Here is a 24,811-nt window from a genome sequence, read left to right as displayed (position 1 = left end):
CGGCTCATCACGCGATGCGGCCAGCGGATCAGCCGCGCGCAGCCCACCACACGCGCAACAGAGTGCGCACGGGAGTGGCTTCAATCGGCTTGCCTGCGGCCTGCGCGACGACACGGGCACGCGCCAGGCTGGACCACACGCGGCGCGGGCGCGGGCCGGGCACGCGGGTGCCCCACCCCTTCAACAGATGCTGTGCCCAGCGCTGCGCGGCGGTGCTGGCATCACCGTCCAGCAGGCTGCGCGGTACACCTGCCACGCCGGCATCCTGCAGGCGCTGGGCCAGGGTCTGCAGCTGCACTGCGCGACCGGCGCCGCTGCGCGGTGTGCCATTACCCGGCTTTCCAGCGAACAAGGCCGCCTCCACTGCGGCTACGGCCTCGGCGTAGTTCGCCAGCGCACGCTCGGCACCGGCCGCATCCAGCGCGACGGTACGCGCCTCAACCAGATCCGGCAGCGCTTCGGCCAGCTGTGCCCACGGCGCACGCACCGGTTCCAGCAGGCGGCCCAGCGGATGGCGCGAACGATGCGCGGCCCAGCTGCGCAGTTCCTCGCCCCACCACGCCAGCTTGGCGTCGGCCGGCAGCGGATCACCGCCGGTGTTGAGCATGTCGTCGAACTCCTGCAGCAGCGCGAACCACGCCACTGCAAGCTCGCGTTGCGATTCGGCCACGAACGGGGCGGCCACCGACCATTCCGGCCAACGGCTGCGCCACTTGTCGAGGAAACTGTCCAGCGCGGTACTGCTCACTACGTCATTCCTTACGGCTGGGCCGGGGCTGCCGGCCGGGTCGGCCAGAGACTGGCCAGTTGCAGAAGTTCGGCGTTCTCGACCAGCACGTCGGCCTGCCAGGCCAGCGGGTCGTCGCTGTGCAGGCGGTAGCCCCACAGCGCCGCCACCGACGGCATGGCTGCCGCACGCGCAGCGACGATGTCGCGCTCGTCATCGCCGACGTACACGCAGTCTTCGGCGGCGATACCGATCGCCTGCGCGGCGTGCAGCAGCGGCAGCGGGTGCGGCTTGCGCTCGGCCAGGCTGTCACCGCCGACCAGCACCGCGCAGCGCTGCTGCCAGCCGTACTGCGGCAGGATCAAGCGCGCCAGGTACTCGGGCTTGTTGGTGACGATGCCCCACACCGTACCGGCGTCATCCAGCGCGGCAAGCATGCCGGCCACGCCATCGAACAGAACGGCGTGCTGGCCGATCAACGCTTCATAGCGCTGCAGGAATTCCGGGATCAGCGCATCGCGCGCGGTGGTATCCAGGTCCGGGAAGGCGGCCCCCACCATGGCACGCGAGCCCTTCGAGACCACCGGCCGCAGCTGCGCCGGATCGACCGGCGCACGGCCACGTTCGGCCAGCATCGCGTTGCAGGTGGCGACGAAGTCCGGCGCGCTGTCCAGCAAGGTGCCATCCAGGTCGAACAACACCGCGCGCGGGAAGCGGGCGGAGGTCATGCCGGCTTGACCGCGTAAGCCAGATAGTTGATGTCGGTGCGGCTGCTCAGGCGGGCATGGTTGCGCCACGGCTCGTAGGCCATGCCGCTGACATCCGCCAGCTGCAGGTCGGCCTCGCGCAGCCAGCGTGCCAGCTCGGCCGGCTTGATGAATTCCTGGTAGTGGTGGGTGCCCTTGGGCAGCAGCCGCGCCACGTACTCGGCACCGACAATCGCCACCGCGAAGGCGGCAGCGGTGCGGTTGATGGTCGACAGGAACAGGTGACCGCCCGGCTTCAGCAGGCGCTTGCAGGCTTCGATGACTGCGCCGGGATCGGGCACGTGCTCGAGCATCTCCATGCAGGTGACCACATCGAAACTGCCCGGCTGCTCAGCGGCCAGATCCTCGGCGGCCTGGACCCGGTAGTCGACCTTGGCGCCGCTTTCCAGCGCATGCAGCCGCGCGACCTTGACCAGTTCCGGGGCCAGGTCGATGGCGGTGACGTCGGCGCCGGCCTGCGCCAGCGCTTCGCTCAACAGGCCGCCACCGCAACCGATGTCGAGCACGCGTGCGCCGCGCAGCGGCACGCGATCCGCGACGTACTGCAGGCGCACCGGATTGAGCGCATGCAGCGGCTTCTGCGGGCCATCAGCGTCCCACCAGCGGTTGGCCAGAGCGGCGAACTTGTCCAGCTCGGCCTGATCGAAATTGGAGGAAGCGTGGGGGGCAGTCATGAGGGTGTCCTTGCGGCGCCAGGGATCAGGCGCGGATATGGCGGATGCGCTCGCGCCACTGGCGCGCGTTGGCGATGATGCCCGGCAGGTCCATGCCGACCAGCTCGCGCTGCACCAGCTTCGGCTTGCCGGCAATCCAGACGTCGCTGACCTGCTGGCGGCCGGTGGCGTACACCAGCTGCGACAGCACGTTGTGCAGCGGCTGCGTTTCCAGCGCGGACAGGTCGACGCAGACCAGGTCGGCCTGCTTGCCGGCTTCGATCGAACCGATGCGGTCACCGAAGCCCAGCGCGCGCGCACCGCCCAGCGTGGACGCGCGCAGCGTGGTGGCCGCATCCAGCGCGGTGGCATCATCGGCCACGGCCTTGGCCAGGATCGCCGCGGTGCGGTTCTCGCTGAACATGTCCAGGTCGTTGTTGCTGGCACAGCCGTCGGTGCCGATCGCCAGGTTCACGCCGGCGCGCTGCAGGGCGCAGGCCGGGCAGAATCCGGAGGCCAGCTTCAGGTTCGATTCCGGGCAGTGCACCACGCTGACGCCACGCTCGGCGCACAGGTGGATTTCCGCGTCGGTCAGCTGGGTCATGTGCACCGCGATCAGGCGGTCGTTGACCAGGCCGAGGCGATCCAGCCGCGCCAGCGGGCGCTGGCCGTGCAGCCTGATCGAATCGTTGATTTCCTGCGCGGTCTCGTGGGTGTGCAGGTGCACCTGCATGTCGAGCTGGTCGGACAGCATCCGCACCCGCTCGAAGTTGGCATCGTTCACCGTATACGGCGCATGCGGCGCGAACGCGGTGCCGATCAGCGGATCGGTGCGCCACTGGTCGTGCAGTTCACCGGCCTTGGCGAAGTACTCGTCGTCGGTCTTGGCCCAGGCGGTGGGGAAGTCGATGATCACCGCGCCGACCAGCGCGCGGAAACCATGCTTCTTGTAGACCGCGGCCTGCACGTCGCCGAAGAAGTAGTTCTCGTTGGCACAGGTGGTGCCGCCGCGCAGCATCTCGGCGATGGCCAGCGTGGTGCCGTCGGCAACGAACTCGGGGCCGATCACCGCCGCTTCCACCGGCCAGATGTGCTGCTGCAGCCAGGTCATCAGCGGCAGGTCGTCGGCGACGCCGCGCAGCAGGGTCATCGGGTTGTGCGTGTGCGCATTGACCAGGCCCGGCATCAGTGCGGCTTCGGGACGGCTGACCACCTGCGCGGCACGGAACCGCGCGCGCGCCTCGGCACGCGGCAGGATGGCCACGATCTCACTGCCACGCACGGCGACGGCGTGGTCTTCCAGCACCACCGCATGCGGCTCGATCGGAACGACATAACCGGCTTCGATGAGCAGGTCGCAGGCTTCGGGGAGGTGCGGGCTATCGCTCATGCGGGCTCACTGGCTGGGGGGCGGTGGGCCTACGATCCACCGGGGTGGATCGTGGCCATGTAGCGCCGAGCGATGCTCGGCTGCTGTTCGTTCCGGCGCCAGCGGGGCCGGAAGCAAAGCCGAGCATGGGCTCGGCTCTACAGGTAATCCGGCTGCGCCGGATTATTTGACGCGCGCGGAGTACTCACCCGAACGGGTGTCGACGCGGATCACTTCTTCCTGGTTGACGAACAGCGGCACGCGGACCACCGCGCCGGTTTCCAGGGTAGCCGGCTTGCCGCCGCCACCCGAGGTGTCGCCGCGGACGCCCGGATCGGTTTCGGTGATCTTCAGTTCGACGAAATTCGGCGGCTGCACGAAGATCGGCTCACCGTTCCACAGGGTGACCACGCAGGACTCTTCACCCTTCAGCCACTTCTCGGCGCCGCCCATGCCGGCCTTGGTGGCCTGGACCTGCTCGAAGGACTCCGGGTCCATGAAGTGCCAGTACTCGCCGTCGCTGTACATGAAGTTCATGTCGGTATCGACGACGTCGGCTGCATCCAGCGAGTCGGTCGACTTCATGGTGACTTCCTGGGTACGGCCGTCCTTGATCAGGCGGTACTTCACGCGGGTGAAGGCCTGGCCCTTGCCCGGCTTGACGTATTCGGTGTCGATGATGACGGCCGGTTGGTTGTTGACCAGGATCTTCATCCCGTTCTTGACGTCGTTCATGCCGTAGCTGGCCATGCGTAAACTCCTGAGTGGCAGAAACGCCGCGGGTGCGGCGAGCCGTTAGAATGGAAAGCCCACCGGAGACCGGTGGGCGACAGTTTTTCTGCCCCCATGATAACCGCAGGCCCCCTCTCCATGCAGCTTTCCGCCTTCCCCCGGCCCCAGTCGCCAGGCGCGCCCGCGCGCTGGCAGCAGCTCTGGCGCCAGGCGCTGCGCGACCCGCACGCCCTGCTGGCGCGGCTGCAGCTGGACCCGGCTGCGCTGGGCGTCTCGGAGGCGGCCATGGCCCAGTTCGCGCTGCGCGTGCCCGAGGGCTTCGTGGCCCGCATGCGCAAGGGCGATGCGACCGACCCGCTGCTGCGCCAGGTGCTGCCGATCGACGAGGAAATGCGGCCGGCACCCGGATTCAGCTTTGACGCGGTGGGCGATGGCGCGGCCAAGAAGGCCACCGGCGTCATCCAGAAATACCGAGGCCGCGCCCTCTTGGTCGCCACCGGCAGCTGCGCGATCAACTGCCGCTACTGTTTCCGCCGCCACTTCGACTATGGCGCGGAAAACGCCGCCAAGGGCGGCTGGCAGGAGGCCGTGGCCGCCATCGCGGCCGACCCGGACATCGACGAGGTGATCCTGTCCGGCGGTGATCCGCTGTCACTGGCCACGCACAAGCTGGCCGAGCTGACCGACGCCCTGCGCGCGATCCCGCATATCCGCCGCCTGCGCATCCATACCCGGCTGCCGATCGTGCTACCGGAGCGCGTGGACGAGGAGCTGCTGGCCTGGCTGGGCGGCCTGCCCTGGCCGCTGGCGATCGTGGTCCATGCCAACCATGCCAATGAATTCGACGCCAGCGTGGACACGGCGATGGGCCGCCTGCGCGGCATCGGCGCCCAGCTGCTGAACCAGGCCGTACTGCTGCGTGGGGTCAACGACAGCGTGCAGGCCCTGCAGGACCTGAGCGAGCGCAGCTTCGCCGCCGGCGTGCTGCCCTACTACCTGCACCAGCTGGACCGGGTCGAGGGCGTAGCCCACTTCGAGGTGGACGATGCCCAGGCCAAGGCGCTGATAGCCGGGCTGACCGCGCGCCTTTCCGGCTATCTGGTTCCCAAGCTGGTACGCGAACTGCCCGGCGACCCGAGCAAGCGCCCGCTGTAACGCGGCGCCGGGGTCGGATCCCACCAGAACGGCAGTAGATCCACGCCATGCGTGGATGCTTTGGCCAGGAAAGCCCATCCACGCATGGCGTGGATCTACTAGGACGGCTCATCCACGCGTGGCGTGATCTACCGTCAGAGGCCCGACTCGATCATCCGCACCACTTCGGTGGCGGTCACCGGGTGGCTCAGCCAGTAGCCCTGGCCGAGGTCGCAGCCGCGCTGGGCCAGCAGCTCGTACTGCGCCTGCTGCTCGATGCCCTCGGCCACCACCGTGATGCCCAGCGCGTGGGCCATGGCGATGATCGCGGTGGTCAGCGCAAGGTCGTCGGGGTCGCGCTGCATGTCGGCAACGAAGCTCTTGTCGATCTTCACGCCGTCCACCGGCACCTGGCGCAGGTGGCTGAGACCGGAGAAGCCGGTGCCGAAATCGTCCAGCCAGACCTTCACGCCGGTGCGGTGCAGCTTGTCCAGCAGCTGCGCGGCAACCATTTCGTCGCCGATCACTGCGGTTTCGGTCAGCTCCAGGTGCAGACGCGAGGCCGGCAGCCCGGACTCGTGCAGGCACTGCGCAACCAATGCCGGCAGCTCGCCGCCGCGCAACTGCCGCGGCGACACGTTCACCGACACGAACAGATCATCGCCGCCCGCCCCCCTGGGCCACTGCGAGGCTTCCATGCAGGCCGCACGCAGCACCTTCGGGCCGATGATCTCGATCAGCCCACTCTGCTCGGCCACTTCGATGAACACCGACGGCGGAATCGTACCCAGGGTCGGATGCTGCCAGCGCAGCAGCACTTCGACGCCGACCATGCGGCGGTCGCGCATGCGGAAGATCGGCTGGTAGGCCAGGCGCAGCTCGCCGCGCTCCCAGGCCCCACGCAGCTCCTGCTCCATGTGCACGCGGCGCTCGACCGCATGGTCCATCGCCCGGCTGTAGTAGCGATAGCAGTTCTTGCCGGCCATCTTCGCCTGGTACATGGCGATGTCGCCGTTCTTCAGCAGCGTGGTCGCATCAGCGGCATCGTCCGGGAACAGGGTCACGCCGATCGAGGTCCCCAGGAACAGCTCCCTGCCCTGCACCACCAGCGGCTTGCCCAGCTCGCGCACCAGCACCTCGGCCAGCAGCCGCGCGTTCGCGGCCACGTCGCCATCACCGACCAGGATCACGAATTCGTCGCCGCCGAAGCGGGCCAGCAGGGCCTCGTCGCCCCCTGCTTCGGTGACCGCGCGACCAATGCGCTGCGCGAACTGCAGCAGCGCTTCGTCACCGGCCTCATGGCCGAGGGTGTCATTGACCCGCTTGAAATCGTCGATATCGGCGAACAGCAGGCCCAGCCGATGATTGGATGCGCGCGCAGCCATCAGGCGATGGTCCAGGGCTTCCCGGAACGCCAGGCGGTTGGTCAGCCCGGTCAGTGCGTCGGTATAGGCCATGCGCCGCACCTCGCGGTCATGGCGGGCGATGGCATCGCGCATGCGGACGAAGCCGCGCACCAGCTCGCCGACCTCGTCGTCGCGGGTGTTCTCGGCCAGCGGCGCCTGGTAGTCGCCGGCCTCGATGCGGCGCGCCGCGGCGGCAAGATCACGGATCGGCGCAACCAGGGTGCGCTGCACGTACAGGATCACCACCACGCCGATCACCACCAGCAGGCCCAGCATCAGCAGCAGCCAGCCCAGGTGGCGGCTGCCGACCTGCTGCAGGCGCTCGCCGAGCGTGGCATTGGCAGCCTGTTCGCGCTGCTGCACCTCGTCCAGCGCCATGCCGACGCGGACGCCGCCGATGCGCTGGTTGCCGACCATGATCGGCATGGTGTTGTCGAGCACCTTGGGCGATTCCTGCACCAGCAGCGCCTGCGCCACTGCGGCCTTCGGAGCCAGCGGGTCGGCCATCGGCTGGCCGAAGCCGGACACCTCGATCGAGCCGTCATGCACCAGCCGGCCACGTTCGTCGAACACCAGCACGTAGCGTACGACCGGCTGCCGTGCGGTGCTGCGTACCAGCGCACCGACCTGGTCGAGGTCGCGGTAGTACAACGGGTTGGCCAGCGCGTCGGACAGCTCACGCGCCATCGCCTCGCCGCGGCTGCGCACGCTGCGATCGAACAGTTCATGGATGACGCCACCACTGAGGTTGCGCACCTCGCCCTGCATCGCCGCCTGCCGTCCCAGCAACACCGCCAGGATCGCCACCACCACGACCATTGCCCCGCCCATCGCGAGCAGGAACCGGGCCTGCATTCCCGAGCCGAGCCACTTCATTCCACTTCCATCCGCACGCGCGTCAATCCTTGTTTCAATTCATCCAGCCGCTGCTGCGCATGCGCATCGACGCGGTGGAAACCGGAAGTGCCGAAAAACCGATGCAATGCCCCCTGTGCCTGAGGGTCGCTGGCCGCCTGCAGCAGGACTTCCTGCAGCCGGTCGCGCACCCGCGGGTCGAGGTCGGCGCGCACCATTTCCACCGCCCGCGGGTAAGGTTCGGTACGCAGCAGCTCGCGGAAGTCACGCCGGAATGCCGCCGGCACCCGTCGCTCGTCGTTCCAGTCCACGCTGCTCACCGCCCCCACTTCGACCACGCCCTTGTGCACGAACGTGGCGATGTTCAACTCGCTACGCGCGAACACATACCCCACGCTGTCCCGGCCCGGTACGTCCCACACGCCGGCCAGGATCTGCGGCGCCAGCCCCTCCTGCAGCAGCGTCATCACCGGCACCAGGTAGGCACTGGTGGACGCCGTGTTCTGCAGGGCAAGGCGATGCCCGCGCAGGTCCTGGATCCGCTGGATCGGACTGTCGCGGCGCACGAAGAACACGCTCTGGTATTCACGCACGCCGTTGCGCTCGGTCAGCAGCAGCGGCCGCGCACCACTGCGCTGGCCCAGTGCCACCGCCGTCCCCGACGTTTCCGTGACCCAGTCGACCCGCCCCCGCCGCAGATAGCTGGCCATCTGCTGTGGATCGCGTGCCATCAGGATCCGCCCTTCCTTGATGCCGACGCCGTGCATGCGCGCCACCACATAGTCCAGCAACGGTTGCAGCTGCTCGTAATGGGCCTTCGGATCATCACTGATCCGGCCCAGCACCAGCACCGGGTCCGGTGCTGCATGCACCGTCCCGGCCAGCAGGATCATGACCAGGCTCAGCAGTCCCCTCTGCACTGCCCTTCGCAGACCCGACACAGGCTTCATCCCCCCTGGGTATCCAGACAGACTACCCGAAAAAATGAGAACGTCGTCAGCTGTCCTTGTTGCCCGCTTGTGCCAGTCGCGCCATGCGCTGGGTGTCGGCGAGGATGCCTCGCAACAGGCGCACTTCCTGCTCGCTCGGCTCGCTGCGCAGGAACAGGCGGCGCAGCTTGCGCATCGCCGATTCCGGTGCGCGGCCCTTGTGGAAATCGATCTCATCCAGGGTGTCGCCGAGCTGGGCGAAGAAGCTCTCCATCTGCTCATGGCTGGCCGCCTGTTCGCGGAAGCCCGGCTCGGCGTCGGCGGCCGGCTGCGCGCCCAGCAGCTGCATGCGCGTTTCATAGGCCAGCACCTGCACCGCGGCAGCCAGGTTGAGCGAGCTGAACTCCGGGTCGGACGGAATATGCACTGCCGCATGGCAGAGCTGCAGTTCCTCGTTGGTCAGGCCAGTGCGCTCACGGCCAAACACCAGCGCCACCTCAGCACCCTCGCCCGCCTTGGCCACCGCTCGGGCGGCGGCATCGGCCGGCAGGTACTCTTCCAGCTGCACGCGGCGGGCACGGGCGGTACAGCCCAGCACCAGGCGGCAATCGGCCACGGCCTCGGCCAGGGTGGCCACCACCGGGGCGTCCCCCAGCACGTCTTCGGCACCGGCCGAGCGGCGGAAGGCCTCCTCGTCCAGCGGTTTTTCGGGTGCGACCAGCACCAGGCGGGCCAGGCCCATGGTCTTCAGGGCACGGGCGGCGGCCCCCATGTTGCCGGGGTGCTGGGTACCGACCAGGACGAATCGGAGGCGGTTGGCGGCGGGAAACTGGGACATGAACAGGGAAAAGGTCGAGCTGGACGATGACCAATGGTAAACTCTGCGGCCGGCCACTGCGCCGGACCCGCTCTTTTCCCCCGCCAGTCCATCTCTTCTGCCTTTCCGGGAGCCCACGCCATGCAGAAACCCGCCGTAACCGTCATGGTCAAGGCCGCCCGCCTCGCCGGCAACGTCCTGTTGCGCAACATCAACAAGCTCGAGGCACTGAACGTGGTGCAGAAGGGCCGGATGGACTACGCCAGCGAAGTGGATGCGGACGCGGAAAAGGTCATCGTCAAGGAACTCAAGCGCGCTTACCCGGACTACGGCATCTTCGGTGAAGAAGGTGGCGTGCAGGGCGAGCGCCGCCAGATGTGGGTCATCGACCCGCTGGACGGCACCAGCAACTACCTGCGCGGCGTGCCGCACTACTGCGTGTCGATCGCCCTGGTCGAGAACGGCGAGCCGACCGACGCGGTCATCTTCGACCCGCTGCGCAATGAACTGTTCACCGCCAGCCGTGGCGCGGGCGCCGTGCTGAACGACCGCCGCATCCGCGTGGCCGACCGCAAGGACCTGGAAGGCACGATGATCCACACCGGCTTCGCCCCGCGCGAGCGCGCCCGGGCCAGCGCCCAGCTGAAGGCGGTCGACGCCCTGCTGGTGCACGGCGAGGACATCCGCCGCACCGGTTCGGCGGCGCTGGACCTGGCCTACGTGGCCTGTGGCCGTGCCGATGCCTACTTCGAAGCCGGCGTGAAGGCGTGGGACATCGCTGCCGGCCTGCTGCTGGTCCGCGAGGCCGGCGGCAAGGTCTGCGACTTCAAGGGCGCGACCCTGGGGCGCATGGACAACCGTGGCCCGGAGACCCACCAGATCGTGGCCGGCAACCTGAAGGTGGCCGAGTCGCTGCAGAAGGTGCTGGTGAACACCGGCTACGCAGCGGAGTTCGACGCGAAGTTCTGAGGTCCCGTGTAACGCGGTTCACTGAAACGGCATCTGCGAGGGTGCCGTTTTCGTTTGTGCGCCGACGCATTGGCGCGCCAGGCGATGCCTGGGGATCATTTCCGCGACCGCGGAGGGGTGTCACTTTCTTTGCGCGCAAAGAAAGTAACCAAAGAAACGCTCCGCCGTCCGCGAGCCGACGTGCTGCGCACGCCGGTGCCCTGCGCTTCTCGGCGAATCAGGGGACGGCGCCGAACTCGCTGCGCTCAAACACCGGCGCCTCTTCGCCCCTGATTCCCCTGCGATGCTCGGCTCGCTCAAGGCGGACTGGAGGATCAAGATCAACGGCAACAGCATCCACGCATGGCGTGGATCAACCGGGTGCCGCTGTGGCATTTGACCTTGGGTCCGCCTTGAGCGAGCCGAGCACCGCAGGTCCGGCGAGGGCGAAGAGGTGCGGGTGTCTGAGCGCAGCGAGTTCCCGCACCGTCCCTCGACGGGCCGAGGAGCGCAGGGTACCGGCGTGCGCAGCACGTCGGCTCGCGGACGGCGGCGTGTTTCTTTGGTTACTTTCTTTGCACGAGCAAAGAAAGTGACACCTCCCCGCAGGCGCGGAAACGATCCGCCGGGCACGATCCGGCATCAGCAATGCACCGCGCAAACAAAAACGCCCGGCGCGAGGCCGGGCGTTCCTGCACTACCGGGGACGCGGAGGCTTACGCCGCCGTCGATGCCCGCAGCGCGGCGATGCGCTCTTCCAGCGGCGGGTGGCTCATGAACAGCTTCTTCGCCGTCGAACCGGCGATGCCGAACGCCGCGATCTGGGTCGGCAGCGTGCTCTGGCCATGGTTGAGCTGCAGGCGCTCCAGCGCGGCGATCATCTTCTGGCGACCGGCCAGCGACGCACCACCGGCGTCCGCACGGAACTCGCGGTGGCGCGAGAACCACATCGAGATCATCGTCGCGAACAGGCCGAACACCATCTCCAGCACGAACACGATGATGAAGTAGGCGAAACCGCGGCCGCCGCCTTCGCGGTTGCCGGACAGCGCGCTGTCGATGATGCCGCCGACCACGCGGGCCAGCACGATCACGAAGGTGTTCAGCACGCCCTGCAGCAGCGCCATGGTGATCATGTCACCGTTGGCGACGTGGGCGATTTCGTGGCCCAGCACCGCCTCGGCCTCGTCTTCGCTCATGTTGTGCAGCAGCCCGGTGGACACCGCCACCAGCGCGTTGTTGCGGTTGGCACCGGTAGCGAAGGCGTTGATCTCCGGGCCGTCATAGACCGCCACTTCCGGCATGCCGATGCCGGCCGCCTTGGCCTGGCGCTCGACCGTGGCCAGCAGCCAGCGCTCGGTCTGGTTGCGCGGCTCGGTGATCACCACCGCGCCCGTGGAGCGCTTGGCCATCCACTTGGACAGCAGCAGCGAGATGAAGGAGCCACCGAAACCGAAGATGCCGGCCATGACCAGCAGGCCGCTCATCGAACGCGAGTCCACGCCCAGGATCGACATGACGATGCCGGCGAGGATCAGGACCGCGAGGTTGGTCGCCAGGAACAGGGCAATACGGGTGAACATGGGAAAATCCGGCTCGGAAGGGGTCGATATCCGTCAATTTGCGGTGCGCTCAGCTTGAATTCAAGCGCCAACCTGACCGACGATTCAGCCTGCATGACCGCCATTGTTCCCTGCGGCCGCTTCGCGCCCTCGCCGACCGGCCTGCTCCACCCCGGATCCCTGCTTGCCGCCTTCGGCAGCTGGCTGCTTGCCCGCCATCATGGCGGCCTGTGGCGGCTGCGCGTCGAAGACGTCGATCCGCCGCGCACGGTGCCTGGAGCCGCGGCGTCACAACTGCAGGCACTGGCCGCCTTCGGCCTTGTCCACGACGGCCCGGTCCTGTGGCAGAGCAACCGTGGCGAGGCCTACCAGGCCGCGCTGGACGTGTTGCTGGCCAGCGACCTGGCCTTCACCTGCCACTGCAGCCGCAGTGAGCTGGCCGCCAGCGGCGGCATTCACCACCGCTGCGTCGCGCGGCAGCCACGACCGGACCCTGCCGTCCGCTTCCGCGTACCGCCCGGCAGCGTGCTCCGCTTCGACGATGGCCTGCGTGGCCCGCAGCAGCAGGACGTGCATGCCGAGGTCGGCGACTTCGTACTGCGCCGTGCCGACGGCTGCTGGGCCTACCAGTTGGCCGTGGTGGTTGATGACGCCGCGCAGGGCGTGACTGAAGTGGTGCGCGGCGCCGACCTGCTCGATTCCACGGCGCGGCAGATCCTGCTGCAGCAGGCGCTGGGCCTGGCAGTGCCGCGCTACTGGCATCTGCCGCTGCTGCTCGATGCCCCGGGCCACAAGCTGTCCAAGTCGCTGGCGTCGCTGCCGGTGGACAGCTCGCGGCCGGTGCCGGTACTGCGCGCACTCTGGCAGTTGCTGGGCCAGGCTCCTGCCGCACTGGACGGCGCCGATGACCGGGATGCGCTGCTGGACGCTGCGCAACGGGCCTTCGACCCCGCCCAGCTCCCGCGTGCCGACATCCTGTTGCCGGCCGGCGCACTTTCCGCGCCGATGTTGCAGAATCCCCTTTCCCCCACCTGACTCCCGGACAGCATTCCATGACATCTCGCGTCGCACTGGTCACCGGCGGAACCGGCGGCATCGGTACCGCCATCTGCCAACGCCTGGCCGACCAGGGCCACCGGGTCGCCACCAATTACCGCGACGAGGCCAAGGCCCGCGCCTGGCAGCAGGCGATGACCGAGCGCGGCTACAGCGTGTCGATCTTCCCGGGCGATGTCTCCGATCCGGACAGCGCCGAGGCGCTGGTGCGCGCGGTCGAGGCCGAGCTGGGCCCGGTCGAGATCCTGGTCAACAACGCCGGCATCACCCGCGACACGACGTTCCACCGCATGCGCGCGGACCAGTGGCACGATGTGATCAACACCAACCTCAACTCGGTGTTCAACGTCACCCGGCCGGTCATCGAGGGCATGCGCCGCCGCGGCTGGGGCCGGGTCATCCAGATCAGCTCGATCAACGGCCTGAAGGGCCAGTACGGCCAGGCCAACTACGCCGCGGCCAAGGCCGGCATGCACGGCTTCACCATCTCGCTGGCCCGCGAGAACGCCGGCTTCGGCATCACCGTGAACACCATTTCGCCCGGCTACGTCGCCACCGATATGGTGATGGCGGTTCCGGAGGACGTGCGCGCCAAGATCATCGCCGACATCCCCACCGGGCGCCTCGGCAAGCCGGAGGAAATCGCCTATGGCGTGTCCTTCCTGGTGGCCGAAGAGGCCTCATGGATCACCGGCAGCAACCTGGACATCAACGGCGGCCACCACATGGGCTGGTAAGCCGCGCACGGGGTCGCTGCGGCAAGCGCCGGCGGCCCCTGCCGATGGTCATGCTGCGCAGCACGCAAACCCTTGTTGCGCAACATGATGGCCCCTGAAAGCCAAGCCTGGCGGGGGCTGGGGCGGTTGCAACCGCTGCTGCACTGCGCCATGCTGCGCGTCTACTGTGACGAGTACCGCTTCATGGCTGCGACCCGCATCATCAAGAAGTATCCGAACCGCCGTCTCTACGACACCGAGATCTCCAGCTACATCACCATCGAGGACGTGCGCCAGCTGATACTGGACGGTGAAGACTTCGAAGTCCGCGATGCCAAGAGCGGCGACGACCTCACCCGTTCGGTCCTGTTGCAGATCATTGCCGACCAGGAACAGGACGGCGAACCGATGCTGTCCACCCAGCTGCTGAGCCAGCTGATCCGCTTCTACGGCGATTCCCTGCAGGGCTTCATGGGCAACTACCTGGAGCGCAGCATGCAGGTGTTCCTCGACCAGCAGCAGCAGTTCCGCCAGCAGATGGGCAACCTGCTGGGCCAGACCCCGTGGGCGATGATGAACCAGCTGACCGAGCGCAACCTGGAACTGTGGCAGGAATTCCAGCGCAGCATGGGCAGCGGCTTCGGTGGCCCGCGCCCGGGCGGCACCGGAACGGGAACGGGAACCGGCACCGGTAACAAGCCCGGCGAACCGGGTACCGGCACCGGCGGCAAGACCCGGCGCTGAGCTGCAGCAACGGCTGATACGAAAACGGCGCGCCCCTGGCGCGCCGTTTTGTCTGGAACCGCTCCAACGATGCGTCAGCGTTTCGCCTTGCACCCCGTGCACACGCGCTCGACCTTGTAGCCCTTCGCCTTCAGCTTCTCGACCACGCCATCACTGCCCAGCAGGTGCAGCGTGCCGACCACCACCAGCGTACCGCCCTGCCCGGCCTGCAGGTACGGCTGCAGCTTCGGCACCCAGGCATCGTTGCGCCCGGTGTTGATGCGCTGGTACAGCTGCGGATACTGCTGGCGCATCTCCGCCGCCATCTTGGTCCACAGCAGGCGCTCGTCACCGCGGCGCCAGGCGTCATGCAGCAGCCGCGCCTGCTCATCGGCCTTGCCGGCCTGGTCCAGCGCTTCGGCCAGCATCTGCCGCTGCTCCTGCACCGTCATCCCGTCCAGCATGCCGATCTGGGTATCGATGTCTTCCAGTCCCGCTGTCTTGCGGCCGGTCTTCTGCGCACGCTCCATGAAGTGGCGGTCCAGGCCCAGCGCCGGGTCCAGGCCCAGCTTCTGCATCTGCCCGACCGAAATGCTCAAGCCGACGAACCAGGCCTTCATGCCCTGCATCTGTGCCAGCGGCAACGCGTTCGCGGCAGCAAAGGCCTGCAGCTTCTGCCAGGTTGCAGCATCGAGATCACGCTTGAGCTCGCTGCCATCGGTGCGGGTCGCAGCCTGCACCATGCGGCTGGCCAGCTGTGGCGACTGCATGTCTTCCGGCGACAGTTCGAACACCACCCGCTGCGAGGCTTCGAACGCCTGCTCGACATCGGGCGACAGTGGATAGTCCTGCGGCTTCAGCAGATGGAACGATCCGAGCAGGTAGACGCGTGCATCGCCCGGGCCGGTGACTTTCCACAACAGGGGTACCGGTGGCTTGGCCGCTGCTGCGGTCCCGGCCACAGCCGTGGTGGCCGGGGCATCACGGGCCGTAGCCAGCGGTGCCATCACGCAGGCCAGCAGCAGCAATGCGGTACGGAACAGGTCGTTGATCGGCATGGTCAGCCTTCTCCTTCAGGCAGGTGGTAGGCCTTCTCGCCCGCTTCCACGCGCAGGTCCAGCCGGTTCTCCGGCGGCGCCAGCGGACAGGTTGCGTAGGCGGTGAACGCACATGGTGGGTTGTAGGCATGGTTGAAGTCGATGCGCACCGTGCCGTCTGCGGCGGGGGCGTCGGTATCCAGATAGCGCCCGGCCGGATAGCTGCCGCGACCGCTGGTGCGGTCGGCGAAGATCAGGAACAGTGGCTGCCCCGGCGCACCGATCGCCTCCAGTCGCCAGCTGCGGCCCTCACGCTCGAACTCCACCGCACCGGCATTGGGCATTTCGGTGGTCAGGCCCGTGATGTCGACGATGGGCAGGGTCTTGCCTGGCGGATGCGCGATGAAGCGCGCCTGCACCTGCCAGTCCGCGCCGCCCGGCCAGTACTGCAGGCCGGCGAAATCACGGCGTGCGGCTGCATCGGCGTGCTTGACCCGCAATGCATCGCGCGGCCCCCGGCGGATGATGCTGAGCTGCCCCTTGCCGCCATCGAAGGCCAGCAGCGTCGGCTGCGCGTCCTTGTCGGTGTCGACGCGGATGCGACCGCGCACCGGCTGGCCGTCGTGGCTGACATCGACACCGGCCTCAGGCGTGAACCACCACTGCGTCCCTTCGCGGCGCAGCAGGCCCAGCTTGTCCGGGCCAACCGTCAGGCGGATGCCGCTGGTGGCGCCGCTGCCAACGAAGTGGGATTTGTTCTGCAGCCAGTGCAGGCCGACCAGGGCCGTCCAGCCATCGGGCCGGGTCAGGTCCTGGTAGCGCGCCACACGCCATTGCTGCTGCGCGGCCGCGTAGGCCGGATCTTCAGTGACTGCCGGCGCCGGCGGTGCTGCCGGGCTGCAGGCGGCCAACCACACGGCGGCCAGCAGGCCCGCCACTCCCCGATAACGCATCGATGCTCCCCTCAACGTCCGCGCAGGAACCAGCGGTCGATCTCCGCCAGCGAAAAACGGGCCCAGGTCGGTCGGCCGTGGTTGCACTGGCCGGACCGTTCGGTGATTTCCATGTCGCGCAGCAGCGCGTTCATTTCCGGCACGGTCAGGCGCCGGTTGGCACGCACCGCGCCATGGCAGGCCATGGTCGACAGCAGCTCGTCGCGGGCGCTGGCCACGCGGCGGCTCTGGCCATGCTCGCGCAGGTCGGTCAGCACGTCGCGCAGCAGCCCTTCCGGTTCGGCATGCGCCAGCAGTGCCGGAATGCTGCGCACGTGCAGCGAACCGGGGCCGGCACGGGTCACCTCGAAACCGAGCGCCGCCAGTGTGTCGGCTTCGCTTTCGGCGGTATCGGCCTCGCGCTCGCCCACCGCGAGCGTGATCGGCACCAGCAACGGCTGCGACTGCAGGCCGATGCCATCGTGCGCATTCTTCAGGCGCTCGTAGCCGATGCGTTCGTGTGCCGCATGCATGTCGACCACGATCAGGCCTTCGGCGTTCTCGGCCAGGATGTAGATGCCATGCAGCTGCGCGATCGCATAGCCCAGGGGCGGCACGCCCGCGTCGGCGCTGGTCACCGGCAACCCGTTCGCGGTCGGCATCGGCGGCAGTGCCATCCCGCGTTCGGCATCGGCCGGCGTGGCATACAGCGCAGCATAGGCGGCCGGTGCATCGGCCACCTGCAGTCCCAGCGGTTGCTGCGGTCGCCACCCGGAGAATCCGCCGCCTCCGCCTCCGCCGGAGCCGGCACCGGGTGCCGGACCACGCACCAGCCCGAAACCGGAGGCGCCCGCGCTCGATGCCATGGGGGCAGCCGCAGCATCTGCCGGATGCACTGGACCGGCACCGATCTCCTGCGCCGACATGCCGGCACGGGTATCGGCCAGCGCATCCTTCAGCGTGCGATAGACGAAATCATGGACCAGCCGCGAATCGCGGAAGCGCACCTCGTGCTTGGCCGGGTGCACGTTGACATCGACGCGGGTCGGGTCCAGTTCGAGGAACAGCACGTAGGCCGGCTGGCGGCCGTGGTACAGCACATCGCCATAGGCCATCTTCACTGCGTGGGCCACGCTGCGGTCACGCACCGAACGGCCGTTGACGTACAGGTACTGCTGATCGGCGCTGGCCCGCGAATAGTGCGGCTGCGCGATCCAGCCATGCAGGCGCAGCCCGGCACCGCTGTGGTCCACGCGCACGGCCTGATTGGCGAAGTCCTCGCCCAGCGTTTCGGCCAGCCGCGCGTCGGAGTACAGGTCACCCGGCTTGTAACGACGCGAGGCCTTGCCATTGTGCGACACGCGCAGCTCGACATCCGGCCGCGCCAACGCCAGAGAGCGCAGCCACTCCTCGATATGGCCCAGTTCGGTGCGCTCGGCGCGCAGGAACTTGCGCCGCGCCGGCACGTTGTAGAACAGCTCGCGCACTTCCACCGTGGTGCCCGGCGCATGCGCGCGCGGGGTCACCTCGCCGATCTTGCCACCTTCGATCTGCAGTGCCGAACCGTGCTCGTCGTGCGCGCGGCGCGAGGACAAGGTGAAGCGGCTGACCGACGCGATCGACGGCAGCGCCTCACCGCGGAAACCGAGCGTGGCCACCGATTCGAGATCGTCCAGATCGGCGATCTTGCTGGTCGCATGGCGCGACACCGCCAGTGGCAACTGTTCGGGCGCGATACCGCTGCCGTTGTCGCGGATGCGGATCAGGCGTACGCCGCCCTCTTCCAGATCGATGTCGACACGGCTGGCGCCGGCATCGATCGCGTTCTCGACCAGTTCCTTGACCACCGACGCGGGCCGTTCGACCACTTCGCCAGCGGCGATCTGGTTGATCAGGATGTCCGGCAACGGCCGGATCGGACGCGGACCGGGCGCGCTCATGGGAGGGGATGGGCAGCAGACTTCATGGGTCGATGATAGCGGAGCGGCCCGTCGTCCGCCGGGCATGAATCATCTCGCGTGCCCGGCGGCGGGGTCCGCGCGCATGGCGATGCGTTCATCGGGAGGGCGCCCATCGGTCATGAGGCGCGGCTCGACTCTACAGAAAGCAGAAACCCGCCTTCGGCGGGTTACTTGCTGCCGCCAGCCATGGTGCCGGCCGCGTCGATCTCGGCCTGGGCGCGCGCGGCATACAACGTGCCCGGTGGAGGCTGGCGGCTGAAGAAGGTGTGCACGCCATCCAGCACGGCGCCTGCGACCTTGCGCTGGTAAGCCGGGTCCATCAGGCGGCGCTCTTCATCCGGATTGGAGATGAACGCGGTTTCCACCAGCATCGCCGGCATGTCCGACGTGCGCAGCACTGCAAAGTTGGCGCGCTCGATGTTCGGCTTGTGGTTGTTGCCGATCCGCTTCAGGCCGCCCAGCACATGGCCGGCCGCGTCTTCAGACGCCTTCATGTAGCCACTCTGCGCCAGATCCAGCAGCACGTTGGCCAGGGTTCCTTCGGTCTGCTGCAGGCGCACGCCGCCGACCAGGTCGGCCGCGTTTTCCTTGTCCGCCAGCCAACGGGCGCGCTGCGAAGAAGCGCCCTTGGTCGACAGCACGTAGACCGACGAGCCCGTGGCCGAACGGTTTTCGGCCGCGTCGGCATGGATCGAGATGAAGATGTCGGCCTTGTTCGCACGCGCCTTCTGCGCACGCATCGGCAGCGGAATGAACACGTCGCTGTCGCGCGTCAGGTAGGCCTTCAGGCCCGGCGTAGCGTTGACCTGACGGGCCAGCTCGCGCGCCACCGCCAGGGTCACATCCTTCTCGCGCTTTCCGGTCGGGCCGATCGCACCCGGGTCCTGGCCACCGTGGCCGGGATCGATCGCCACCACCAGGTGGCGCATGCCGGCCTGCATGCGGATGCGTGACGCATCGCTGGGCATGGCCGGACGCGGCGGCTCGGCCGGCGTCGGCACCGGTGCGGGAACCGTGGCCGGCGGCGTGGTCACCACCGCAGCGGTGCGCTGGCCGGCGAGGATCGCAGCCGGCGAAGACGAAGGCGTGCTGCTGGCCGCGACACCTGCCGCAGCGACCTGGGCCGGCGCGGTGGTCGGTGCCGGGGTCGGCGTGGCCGGTGCAGCCGCGGTGGCGCTGGCCTGCTGCTGCACCTGTGCGGTCAGCAGGGCCGTGGCACGCGCGGCATCGGTGCGCGACTGCGCGTTCTCGGCTGGCGTGGGCGCAACTGAAGCACCCGCTGCGGATGGCTGCGGCTGCACGGCCGGCGTCGCCGCCGGGCGGCTGCTGGCCACGGCCGGGCCATCACCCGGCCATTCGATCACCAGCTTGGATTCATTGCCTTCGCGCTGCATCTGCGGGCGGAACGGCGCCACCGATTCGGCGAGGTCGAAAACGACACGGAAAGTGCCCGGGACCGGCTGTCCGGTACGCACCGCCGTGACTACGCCCTGCGCAGCCGGCATTTTCAGGTTGCGTATCGCGCTGGAGTCGGGGAAATCGACCACCAGGCGGTTCGGGCCGGCCAGCGACAAGGTCTTGTAGCCGCCACTGCCGACCAGCGAGATCTCGGCACGGGTGCCGGTAGCGCCGGTGTTCAGCAGGACCTGGCGGACTTCGCCCGCCCACGCACCGGCGCTCGCCAGACCCAGTCCGACGGTGGCACAGATGGCGATGAGACGGTTCCCCAGGCGCATGGCTCAGGATTCAATCACCGCGCTGAACGGAATGCAACACCTTTTTCCTTAATAATCCGTAACCTGCCGGTCTTTGTTCTCGTCAGCCGACAGAAATGGCCTGCAAGTCACCCCCTTGAGGCAGCCGTTTCAGCCATTCATGTCCCACGTCGCTCGCCCCGGTGAGACGGGCGCGACGCCCCTGCCCCTCGATCTCCAACGCCACTACCAGGTCGGTCGGCGGCAGCGCGCCGGCGCCCCGTTCCGGCCATTCGACCAGCCACAGCACCGCACTGCCCTCGTCCAGGCCGAGGAAATCCAGCTCGCCGGCCTGGCCGATGCGGTACAGGTCCAGGTGCCACGCCTCACCACCACTGGCCAGCGGATAACGCTCGACCAGGGTGTAGGTGGGGCTGCGGATCGCGCCCTGCACGCCCAGCGCGCGCAGCAGCGCGCGGGCCGTGGTGGACTTGCCGGCACCCAGATCGCCGCGCAGTTCGATCAGCGCCTGCGGTGGCCGGGTGGCCGCCAGCCACTGCCCGAGCAGTTCGGTGGCGTCGCTGTCGGCAAGGAAGAAATCGGTCATGGGGAAGGTTCCGGGTTGGCCAGTCGCCGCAGCGGCGCCAGCAGATCAGTAGGAAGCAGGCCGCGTGCGCCGTCAGCGGCAGCCGCGTCGCCGGCCAGTGCATGCAGCAACGCGCCCGCGGCGGCGGCATCGAAGGCCGCAAGGCCCTGCGCGCGCAGGCTGGCGATGATGCCGGTGAGCAGGTCGCCCATGCCACCCACGGCCATGCCGGGATTGCCGGCGGCGATCAACCGTGGCGTTTGCCCAGGCGCCGCCACGATGCTGCCGGCCCCCTTCAGCACCACCACCGCATGGAAACGTTCGGCGAGCGCCTGCGCACAGGTGTAGCGGTCGGCCTGGATATCGGCGGTGCTGCAGCCGAGCAGGCGCGCGGCCTCGCCCGGGTGCGGTGTGAGGATGGCGCTGGGCAGGGCACGCGGATCCTGCGCCAGCAGGTTCAGGGCATCGGCATCGACCACCAGTGGCTTGGCGCTGGCCAGCACCCGCGCAAACAACGCGCGTGCCCATTCGTCCTGGCCCAGGCCGGGCCCGATCGCCACCACCTTCGCCTTGTCCAGCAACGCCGGCAGCGCATCGCCGTCTTCCAGCGCATGGGTCATCGCCTCGGGCAACCGGGCCAGCAGCGGACCAACGTGATCGCGGCGGGTGCCCAGGCTCAACAGCCCGGCACCTGCGCGCAAAGCGGCTTCGGCCGCCATTGCGATGGCGCCGCCGCTGCCGTGGTTGCCGCCGACGCACAGCACGTGCCCGGATTCCCCCTTGTGGGTATTTGCGCGGCGCGGCGGCAGCAGGGCCGGCAGGCGCACCTGGGTCCAGCGCTCCGCAGCGGGTACCGCGCCCTGCCAGGCGGCCACGGGCAACCGCAGGGGGGCCAGCACCTTCTGCCCGCAATGGTCCAGCGCATCACCGGTATACAGCCCGCGATGGGCCACGATGAACTGCAGGGTCAGTGCAGCGCGCACTGCCACGCCGGGTACAGCGCCGCGGTCGGCATCGACGCCACTGGGCACATCCAGTGCCAGCACGGGGGCCACCTGCGCATTGAGCGCAACGATCAGCGCCTGCGCCGCCCCCTCAGGCGCGCGGTCAAAACCAAGGCCGAACAACGCATCCACCCAGATATCGGCCGCGGGCAATACGCCGTCAAAATCAACGAAGTGCCCCCCGGCGGACCTGAATTCCAACGCCGCACGCTGTGCCAGCGCGGTCGACGGCGGCCTGCCCGGCAGCGCGGTCACCATTACCTCGCGCCCGGCCTGCAGCGCGTGGCGGGCCAGCACATGGCCATCGCCGCCATTGTTGCCCGCGCCAACCACCACGCCAATCCGCTGCGCCTGCGGCCAATGCTGCAGCAGGCACTGCCAGGCGGCCTGGCCGGCCTGCGCCATCAGTCCCCAGCCAGCATCCCCCGCCAGCGCGGACGCCTGGGCATCAAGCGCACGCGCGGCAGTGGAATTGAACAGATCGGCAAGGTTGGCCATGCAGGGATTTTATACTGGTGCACATGTCCCCCGTCCCCACCCCTGTCGACCCGGCCCAGGCCGTGCAGCGCGTCCGCGAACTGGCCCGTGCGCATGGCTTCCAGCGCTGCGGCATCGCCGGCATCGAACTGGGCGAGGATGAAGCTCACCTGGCCGACTGGCTGGGCCAGGGCCTGTACGGCACGATGGACTGGATGGCGCGCCACGGCACCCTGCGCGCACGCCCGGCCGAACTGCTGCCCGGCACCGTGCGCGTGATTTCGGTCGGCATGGACTACAGCCACAAGGACGACACCGAGGCCTGGGCAACCCTGGCCGATCCCGGCCGCGCCTATGTGGCGCGTTACGCGCTGGGGCGCGACTACCACAAGCTGATGCGCAACCGCCTGCAGAAGCTGGCTACCCGGATCAACGACGAAGTGGCGCCGCTGGGCTACCGCGTATTCGTCGATTCCGCCCCTGTGCTGGAACGCGCCTTGGCGCGCAACGCCGGTCTCGGCTGGATCGGCAAGCACACCTGCCTGATCGACCGGCATGGCGGTTCCTGGTTCTTCATCGGCGAGATCTACATCGATATCCCGTTGCCGATCGATACGCCGGCCACGGCGCACTGCGGCACCTGCACGCGCTGCATCGATGTCTGCCCTACCCGCGCGATCACCGGGCCACAGCGGCTGGACGCGCGGCGCTGCATTTCCTACCTGACCATCGAGCACGACGGCGCCATTCCCGAAGAGATGCGGCCGTTGATCGGCAACCGCATCTACGGCTGCGACGACTGCCAGCTGGTCTGCCCCTGGAACAAGTTCGCCAAGCGCACCGACGAAGCCGATTTCCGCGCGCGCAACGACCTGGATACCGCGCGGCTGGACCAGCTGTTCGCCTGGGACGAAGCCGAGTTCCTGCGCCGCACCGAAGGCAGCCCGATCCGGCGCAGCGGCCATGAGCGTTGGCTGCGCAATATTGCGGTGGCGCTGGGCAATGCGCCGACCACGGCGGAAACCCTGGCCGCATTGCAGACCCGTGCCGACGATCCCTCGCCACTGGTGCGTGAACACGTGCAGTGGGCACTGGGCCAGCACAGGCCGCGCTGACGTGCGATCCTGAGCGCCCGTTCCACCCGCAGCACGCCGTTCCCATGCAGCCACGCAACAACGACATCCTCACCCCCAGCCAGCTCAACACCCTGGCCCGCGACCTGCTGGAAGGCAGCTTCCCGGCGATCTGGGTCGAGGCCGAGCTGGGCAGCGTGGCGCGCCCCGCCTCCGGGCATCTGTATTTCACCCTGAAGGACGCGCGTGCGCAGCTGCGTGCCGCAATGTTCCGGATGAAGGCGCAGTACCTGAAGTTCGTGCCACGCGAAGGCATGCGCGTGCTGGTGCGCGGCAAGGTGACCCTGTACGACGCCCGTGGCGAGTACCAGATGGTGCTGGACCACATGGAAGAGGCCGGCGAAGGCGCGCTGCGGCGCGCGTTCGAAGAACTGAAGGCACGACTGGAAGCCGAAGGCCTGTTCGACCCGGCACGCAAGCGGCCACTGCCGGCGCACGTGCAGCGCCTGGCAGTGATCACCTCGCCCACCGGCGCCGCCGTGCGCGATGTGCTGAGCGTGCTCGGCCGCCGCTTCCCGCTGCTGGAAGTGGACCTGCTGCCAACCCTGGTGCAGGGCAGCAGCGCCGCGGCGCAGATCACCCGGCTGTTGCAGGCTGCCGACGCCAGTGGCCGCTACGACGTGATCCTGCTGACCCGCGGCGGCGGTTCGCTGGAAGACCTGTGGGCGTTCAATGACGAGGCCTTGGCCCGTGCGATCGCGGCCAGTCGCACCCCGGTGGTGTCGGCGGTGGGCCACGAGACCGACTTCAGCCTCAGCGACTTCGCCGCCGACCTGCGCGCGCCAACGCCATCGGTGGCGGCCGAGCTGCTGGTCCCGGACCAGCGCGAACTGGCGCTGCGCCTGCGCCGCACGGCCGCCCGCATGGTGCAGCTGCAACGACATGCGATGCAGCAGGCGATGCAGCGCGCCGACCGCGCCCTGTTGCGCCTGAACGCCCAGAGCCCGCAGGCACGACTGGATCTGCTGCGCCGCCGCCAGCTGGATCTGGGCCGGCGCCTGCATGCCGCGTTCAATCAGCAGCAGGAACGCCGTTCAGCGCGCCTGCGTCACGCGGCCGCGATCCTGCGCGGGCACCATCCGCAGCGCCAGCTCGACACGATGCAGCGCCGTCTGGCTGCCCTGCGCGGGCGACCGCAGGCGGCGATGCAGCGTCTTCTGGAACGCGATGCACTGCGCCTGCGCGGGCTGGCGCGTTCACTGGAAGCGGTCAGCCCGCTGGCAACCGTGGCCCGCGGCTACAGCATCCTGACCCGTAGCGACGACGGCGCACTGGTGCGGCACATCGACCAGGTGCAGCCCGGTGACGCATTGCAGGCCCGCGTGGGCGACGGCGTGATCGACGTGCAGGTCAAGTAGAGGGGTGTTCGGCAGGGCTGCGCCCTGCACCTGCCGAAGCTTCAATCAACGACCGAAGCAACAGCAGAAGCTGGCTATCCGTGGGATGGCGGGGCGATGTCGGAGTGCGGGGACGCCGCAAGTACGTCCATGTAGGCTTGGCAGCCGCATCCATGCGGCTGACACCCCACACTCCGACACCGCCCCACCTCTGACAGACCTCCGCGATCAGGTAGATCCACGCCATGTGTGGATG

General features: G+C 68.5%; 22 protein-coding genes. 7 read left to right on the top strand and 15 right to left on the bottom strand.

Annotation, left to right across the window (positions count from 1 at the left end):
* Positions 1-28: 28 nt before the first annotated feature.
* The 5 genes from B9Y64_RS10475 to efp form a co-directional block, all read right to left on the bottom strand.
* Positions 29-748: a squalene/phytoene synthase family protein gene (locus B9Y64_RS10475; protein ID WP_100440594.1), complete on the bottom strand. Its 720-nt coding sequence runs from the start codon at positions 746-748 to the stop codon at positions 29-31.
* 11 nt (positions 749-759) lie between these two features.
* Positions 760-1,455: a phosphoglycolate phosphatase gene (locus B9Y64_RS10470; protein ID WP_100440593.1), complete on the bottom strand. Its 696-nt coding sequence runs from the start codon at positions 1,453-1,455 to the stop codon at positions 760-762.
* Positions 1,452-2,168 (bottom strand): bifunctional 2-polyprenyl-6-hydroxyphenol methylase/3-demethylubiquinol 3-O-methyltransferase UbiG, encoded by a 717-nt coding sequence (gene ubiG / locus B9Y64_RS10465; protein WP_100440592.1) that lies wholly within the window; start codon positions 2,166-2,168, stop codon positions 1,452-1,454. The genes B9Y64_RS10470 and ubiG overlap by 4 nt, the downstream gene beginning before the upstream one ends.
* 25 nt (positions 2,169-2,193) lie before the next feature.
* A complete protein-coding gene (locus B9Y64_RS10460; protein WP_100440591.1) occupies positions 2,194-3,537 on the bottom strand; it encodes a TRZ/ATZ family hydrolase in 1,344 nt (447 codons plus the stop codon).
* A 162-nt stretch (positions 3,538-3,699) separates the two neighbouring features.
* A complete protein-coding gene (gene efp, locus B9Y64_RS10455) occupies positions 3,700-4,266 on the bottom strand; it encodes an elongation factor P (RefSeq protein WP_014037874.1) in 567 nt (188 codons plus the stop codon).
* A gap of 120 nt (positions 4,267-4,386) precedes the next feature.
* Between efp and epmB the strand changes: the two genes are divergently transcribed.
* Positions 4,387-5,403: an EF-P beta-lysylation protein EpmB gene (gene epmB / locus B9Y64_RS10450; RefSeq protein ID WP_162292369.1), complete on the top strand. Its 1,017-nt coding sequence runs from the start codon at positions 4,387-4,389 to the stop codon at positions 5,401-5,403.
* Between the two features lie 134 nt (positions 5,404-5,537).
* Here the strand turns inward: epmB and B9Y64_RS10445 are convergent, their stop codons facing one another.
* The 3 genes from B9Y64_RS10445 to B9Y64_RS10435 form a co-directional block, all read right to left on the bottom strand.
* A complete protein-coding gene (locus B9Y64_RS10445) occupies positions 5,538-7,664 on the bottom strand; it encodes a putative bifunctional diguanylate cyclase/phosphodiesterase (protein ID WP_100440589.1) in 2,127 nt (708 codons plus the stop codon).
* Positions 7,661-8,536: a phosphate/phosphite/phosphonate ABC transporter substrate-binding protein gene (locus tag B9Y64_RS10440; RefSeq protein ID WP_428993243.1), complete on the bottom strand. Its 876-nt coding sequence runs from the start codon at positions 8,534-8,536 to the stop codon at positions 7,661-7,663. Before B9Y64_RS10440 ends, B9Y64_RS10445 begins: the two co-directional genes overlap by 4 nt.
* A 103-nt stretch (positions 8,537-8,639) precedes the next feature.
* Entirely contained in the window at positions 8,640-9,410 is a 771-nt protein-coding gene (locus B9Y64_RS10435) for an RNA methyltransferase (protein ID WP_100440587.1), read from the bottom strand.
* 120 nt (positions 9,411-9,530) lie between these two features.
* On the opposite strand from B9Y64_RS10435, the gene B9Y64_RS10430 reads away from it, so the two are divergent.
* Positions 9,531-10,358, top strand: coding sequence for an inositol monophosphatase family protein (locus B9Y64_RS10430; protein WP_100440586.1), 828 nt, complete (start codon positions 9,531-9,533; stop codon positions 10,356-10,358).
* A 695-nt stretch (positions 10,359-11,053) separates the two neighbouring features.
* On the opposite strand, the gene htpX is transcribed toward B9Y64_RS10430, so the two are convergent.
* A complete protein-coding gene (htpX, locus tag B9Y64_RS10425; protein WP_100440585.1) occupies positions 11,054-11,920 on the bottom strand; it encodes a protease HtpX in 867 nt (288 codons plus the stop codon).
* Positions 11,921-12,013: 93 nt separating this feature from the next.
* On the opposite strand from htpX, the gene gluQRS reads away from it, so the two are divergent.
* The 3 genes from gluQRS (at position 12,014) to phaR (ending at position 14,415) form a co-directional block, all read left to right on the top strand.
* Positions 12,014-12,934: a tRNA glutamyl-Q(34) synthetase GluQRS gene (gene gluQRS / locus B9Y64_RS10420; protein WP_100440584.1), complete on the top strand. Its 921-nt coding sequence runs from the start codon at positions 12,014-12,016 to the stop codon at positions 12,932-12,934.
* 17 nt (positions 12,935-12,951) lie between these two features.
* Positions 12,952-13,692, top strand: coding sequence for a beta-ketoacyl-ACP reductase (locus B9Y64_RS10415; protein WP_014037880.1), 741 nt, complete (start codon positions 12,952-12,954; stop codon positions 13,690-13,692).
* Positions 13,693-13,875: 183 nt separating this feature from the next.
* A complete protein-coding gene (phaR, locus tag B9Y64_RS10410; RefSeq protein WP_100440712.1) occupies positions 13,876-14,415 on the top strand; it encodes a polyhydroxyalkanoate synthesis repressor PhaR in 540 nt (179 codons plus the stop codon).
* 74 nt (positions 14,416-14,489) lie between these two features.
* On the opposite strand, the gene B9Y64_RS10405 is transcribed toward phaR, so the two are convergent.
* The 6 genes from B9Y64_RS10405 to B9Y64_RS10380 form a co-directional block, all read right to left on the bottom strand.
* Positions 14,490-15,452: a TraB/GumN family protein gene (locus B9Y64_RS10405; protein ID WP_100440583.1), complete on the bottom strand. Its 963-nt coding sequence runs from the start codon at positions 15,450-15,452 to the stop codon at positions 14,490-14,492.
* Between the two features lie 2 nt (positions 15,453-15,454).
* Complete coding sequence (locus B9Y64_RS10400) at positions 15,455-16,384, bottom strand: DUF1684 domain-containing protein (protein ID WP_100440582.1); 930 nt, start codon at positions 16,382-16,384, stop codon at positions 15,455-15,457.
* 11 nt (positions 16,385-16,395) lie between these two features.
* Complete coding sequence (gene mutL / locus B9Y64_RS10395) at positions 16,396-18,303, bottom strand: DNA mismatch repair endonuclease MutL (protein WP_100440581.1); 1,908 nt, start codon at positions 18,301-18,303, stop codon at positions 16,396-16,398.
* Positions 18,304-18,491: 188 nt separating this feature from the next.
* Complete coding sequence (locus B9Y64_RS10390) at positions 18,492-20,060, bottom strand: N-acetylmuramoyl-L-alanine amidase (protein WP_100440580.1); 1,569 nt, start codon at positions 20,058-20,060, stop codon at positions 18,492-18,494.
* A gap of 82 nt (positions 20,061-20,142) precedes the next feature.
* A complete protein-coding gene (gene tsaE, locus B9Y64_RS10385) occupies positions 20,143-20,625 on the bottom strand; it encodes a tRNA (adenosine(37)-N6)-threonylcarbamoyltransferase complex ATPase subunit type 1 TsaE (protein WP_100440579.1) in 483 nt (160 codons plus the stop codon).
* The gene (locus tag B9Y64_RS10380; protein WP_100440578.1) at positions 20,622-22,106 is read right to left on the bottom strand and encodes an NAD(P)H-hydrate dehydratase; all 1,485 of its coding nucleotides are present in this window, start codon (positions 22,104-22,106) and stop codon (positions 20,622-20,624) included. The genes tsaE and B9Y64_RS10380 overlap by 4 nt, the downstream gene beginning before the upstream one ends.
* Before the next feature lie 23 nt (positions 22,107-22,129).
* Between B9Y64_RS10380 and queG the strand changes: the two genes are divergently transcribed.
* Both queG and xseA read left to right on the top strand, forming a co-directional pair.
* Positions 22,130-23,200: a tRNA epoxyqueuosine(34) reductase QueG gene (gene queG, locus B9Y64_RS10375; protein ID WP_100440577.1), complete on the top strand. Its 1,071-nt coding sequence runs from the start codon at positions 22,130-22,132 to the stop codon at positions 23,198-23,200.
* Positions 23,201-23,244: 44 nt separating this feature from the next.
* A complete protein-coding gene (gene xseA / locus B9Y64_RS10370; protein WP_100440576.1) occupies positions 23,245-24,576 on the top strand; it encodes an exodeoxyribonuclease VII large subunit in 1,332 nt (443 codons plus the stop codon).
* Positions 24,577-24,811: the final 235 nt, after the last annotated feature.

Origin of the sequence: Stenotrophomonas maltophilia (genome assembly GCF_002799245.1) — a bacterium.
GTDB lineage: Bacteria > Pseudomonadota > Gammaproteobacteria > Xanthomonadales > Xanthomonadaceae > Stenotrophomonas > Stenotrophomonas maltophilia_S.
Note: the sequence above shows the minus strand (reverse complement) of the source record. Positions and strands in the feature narration are given on the sequence as shown.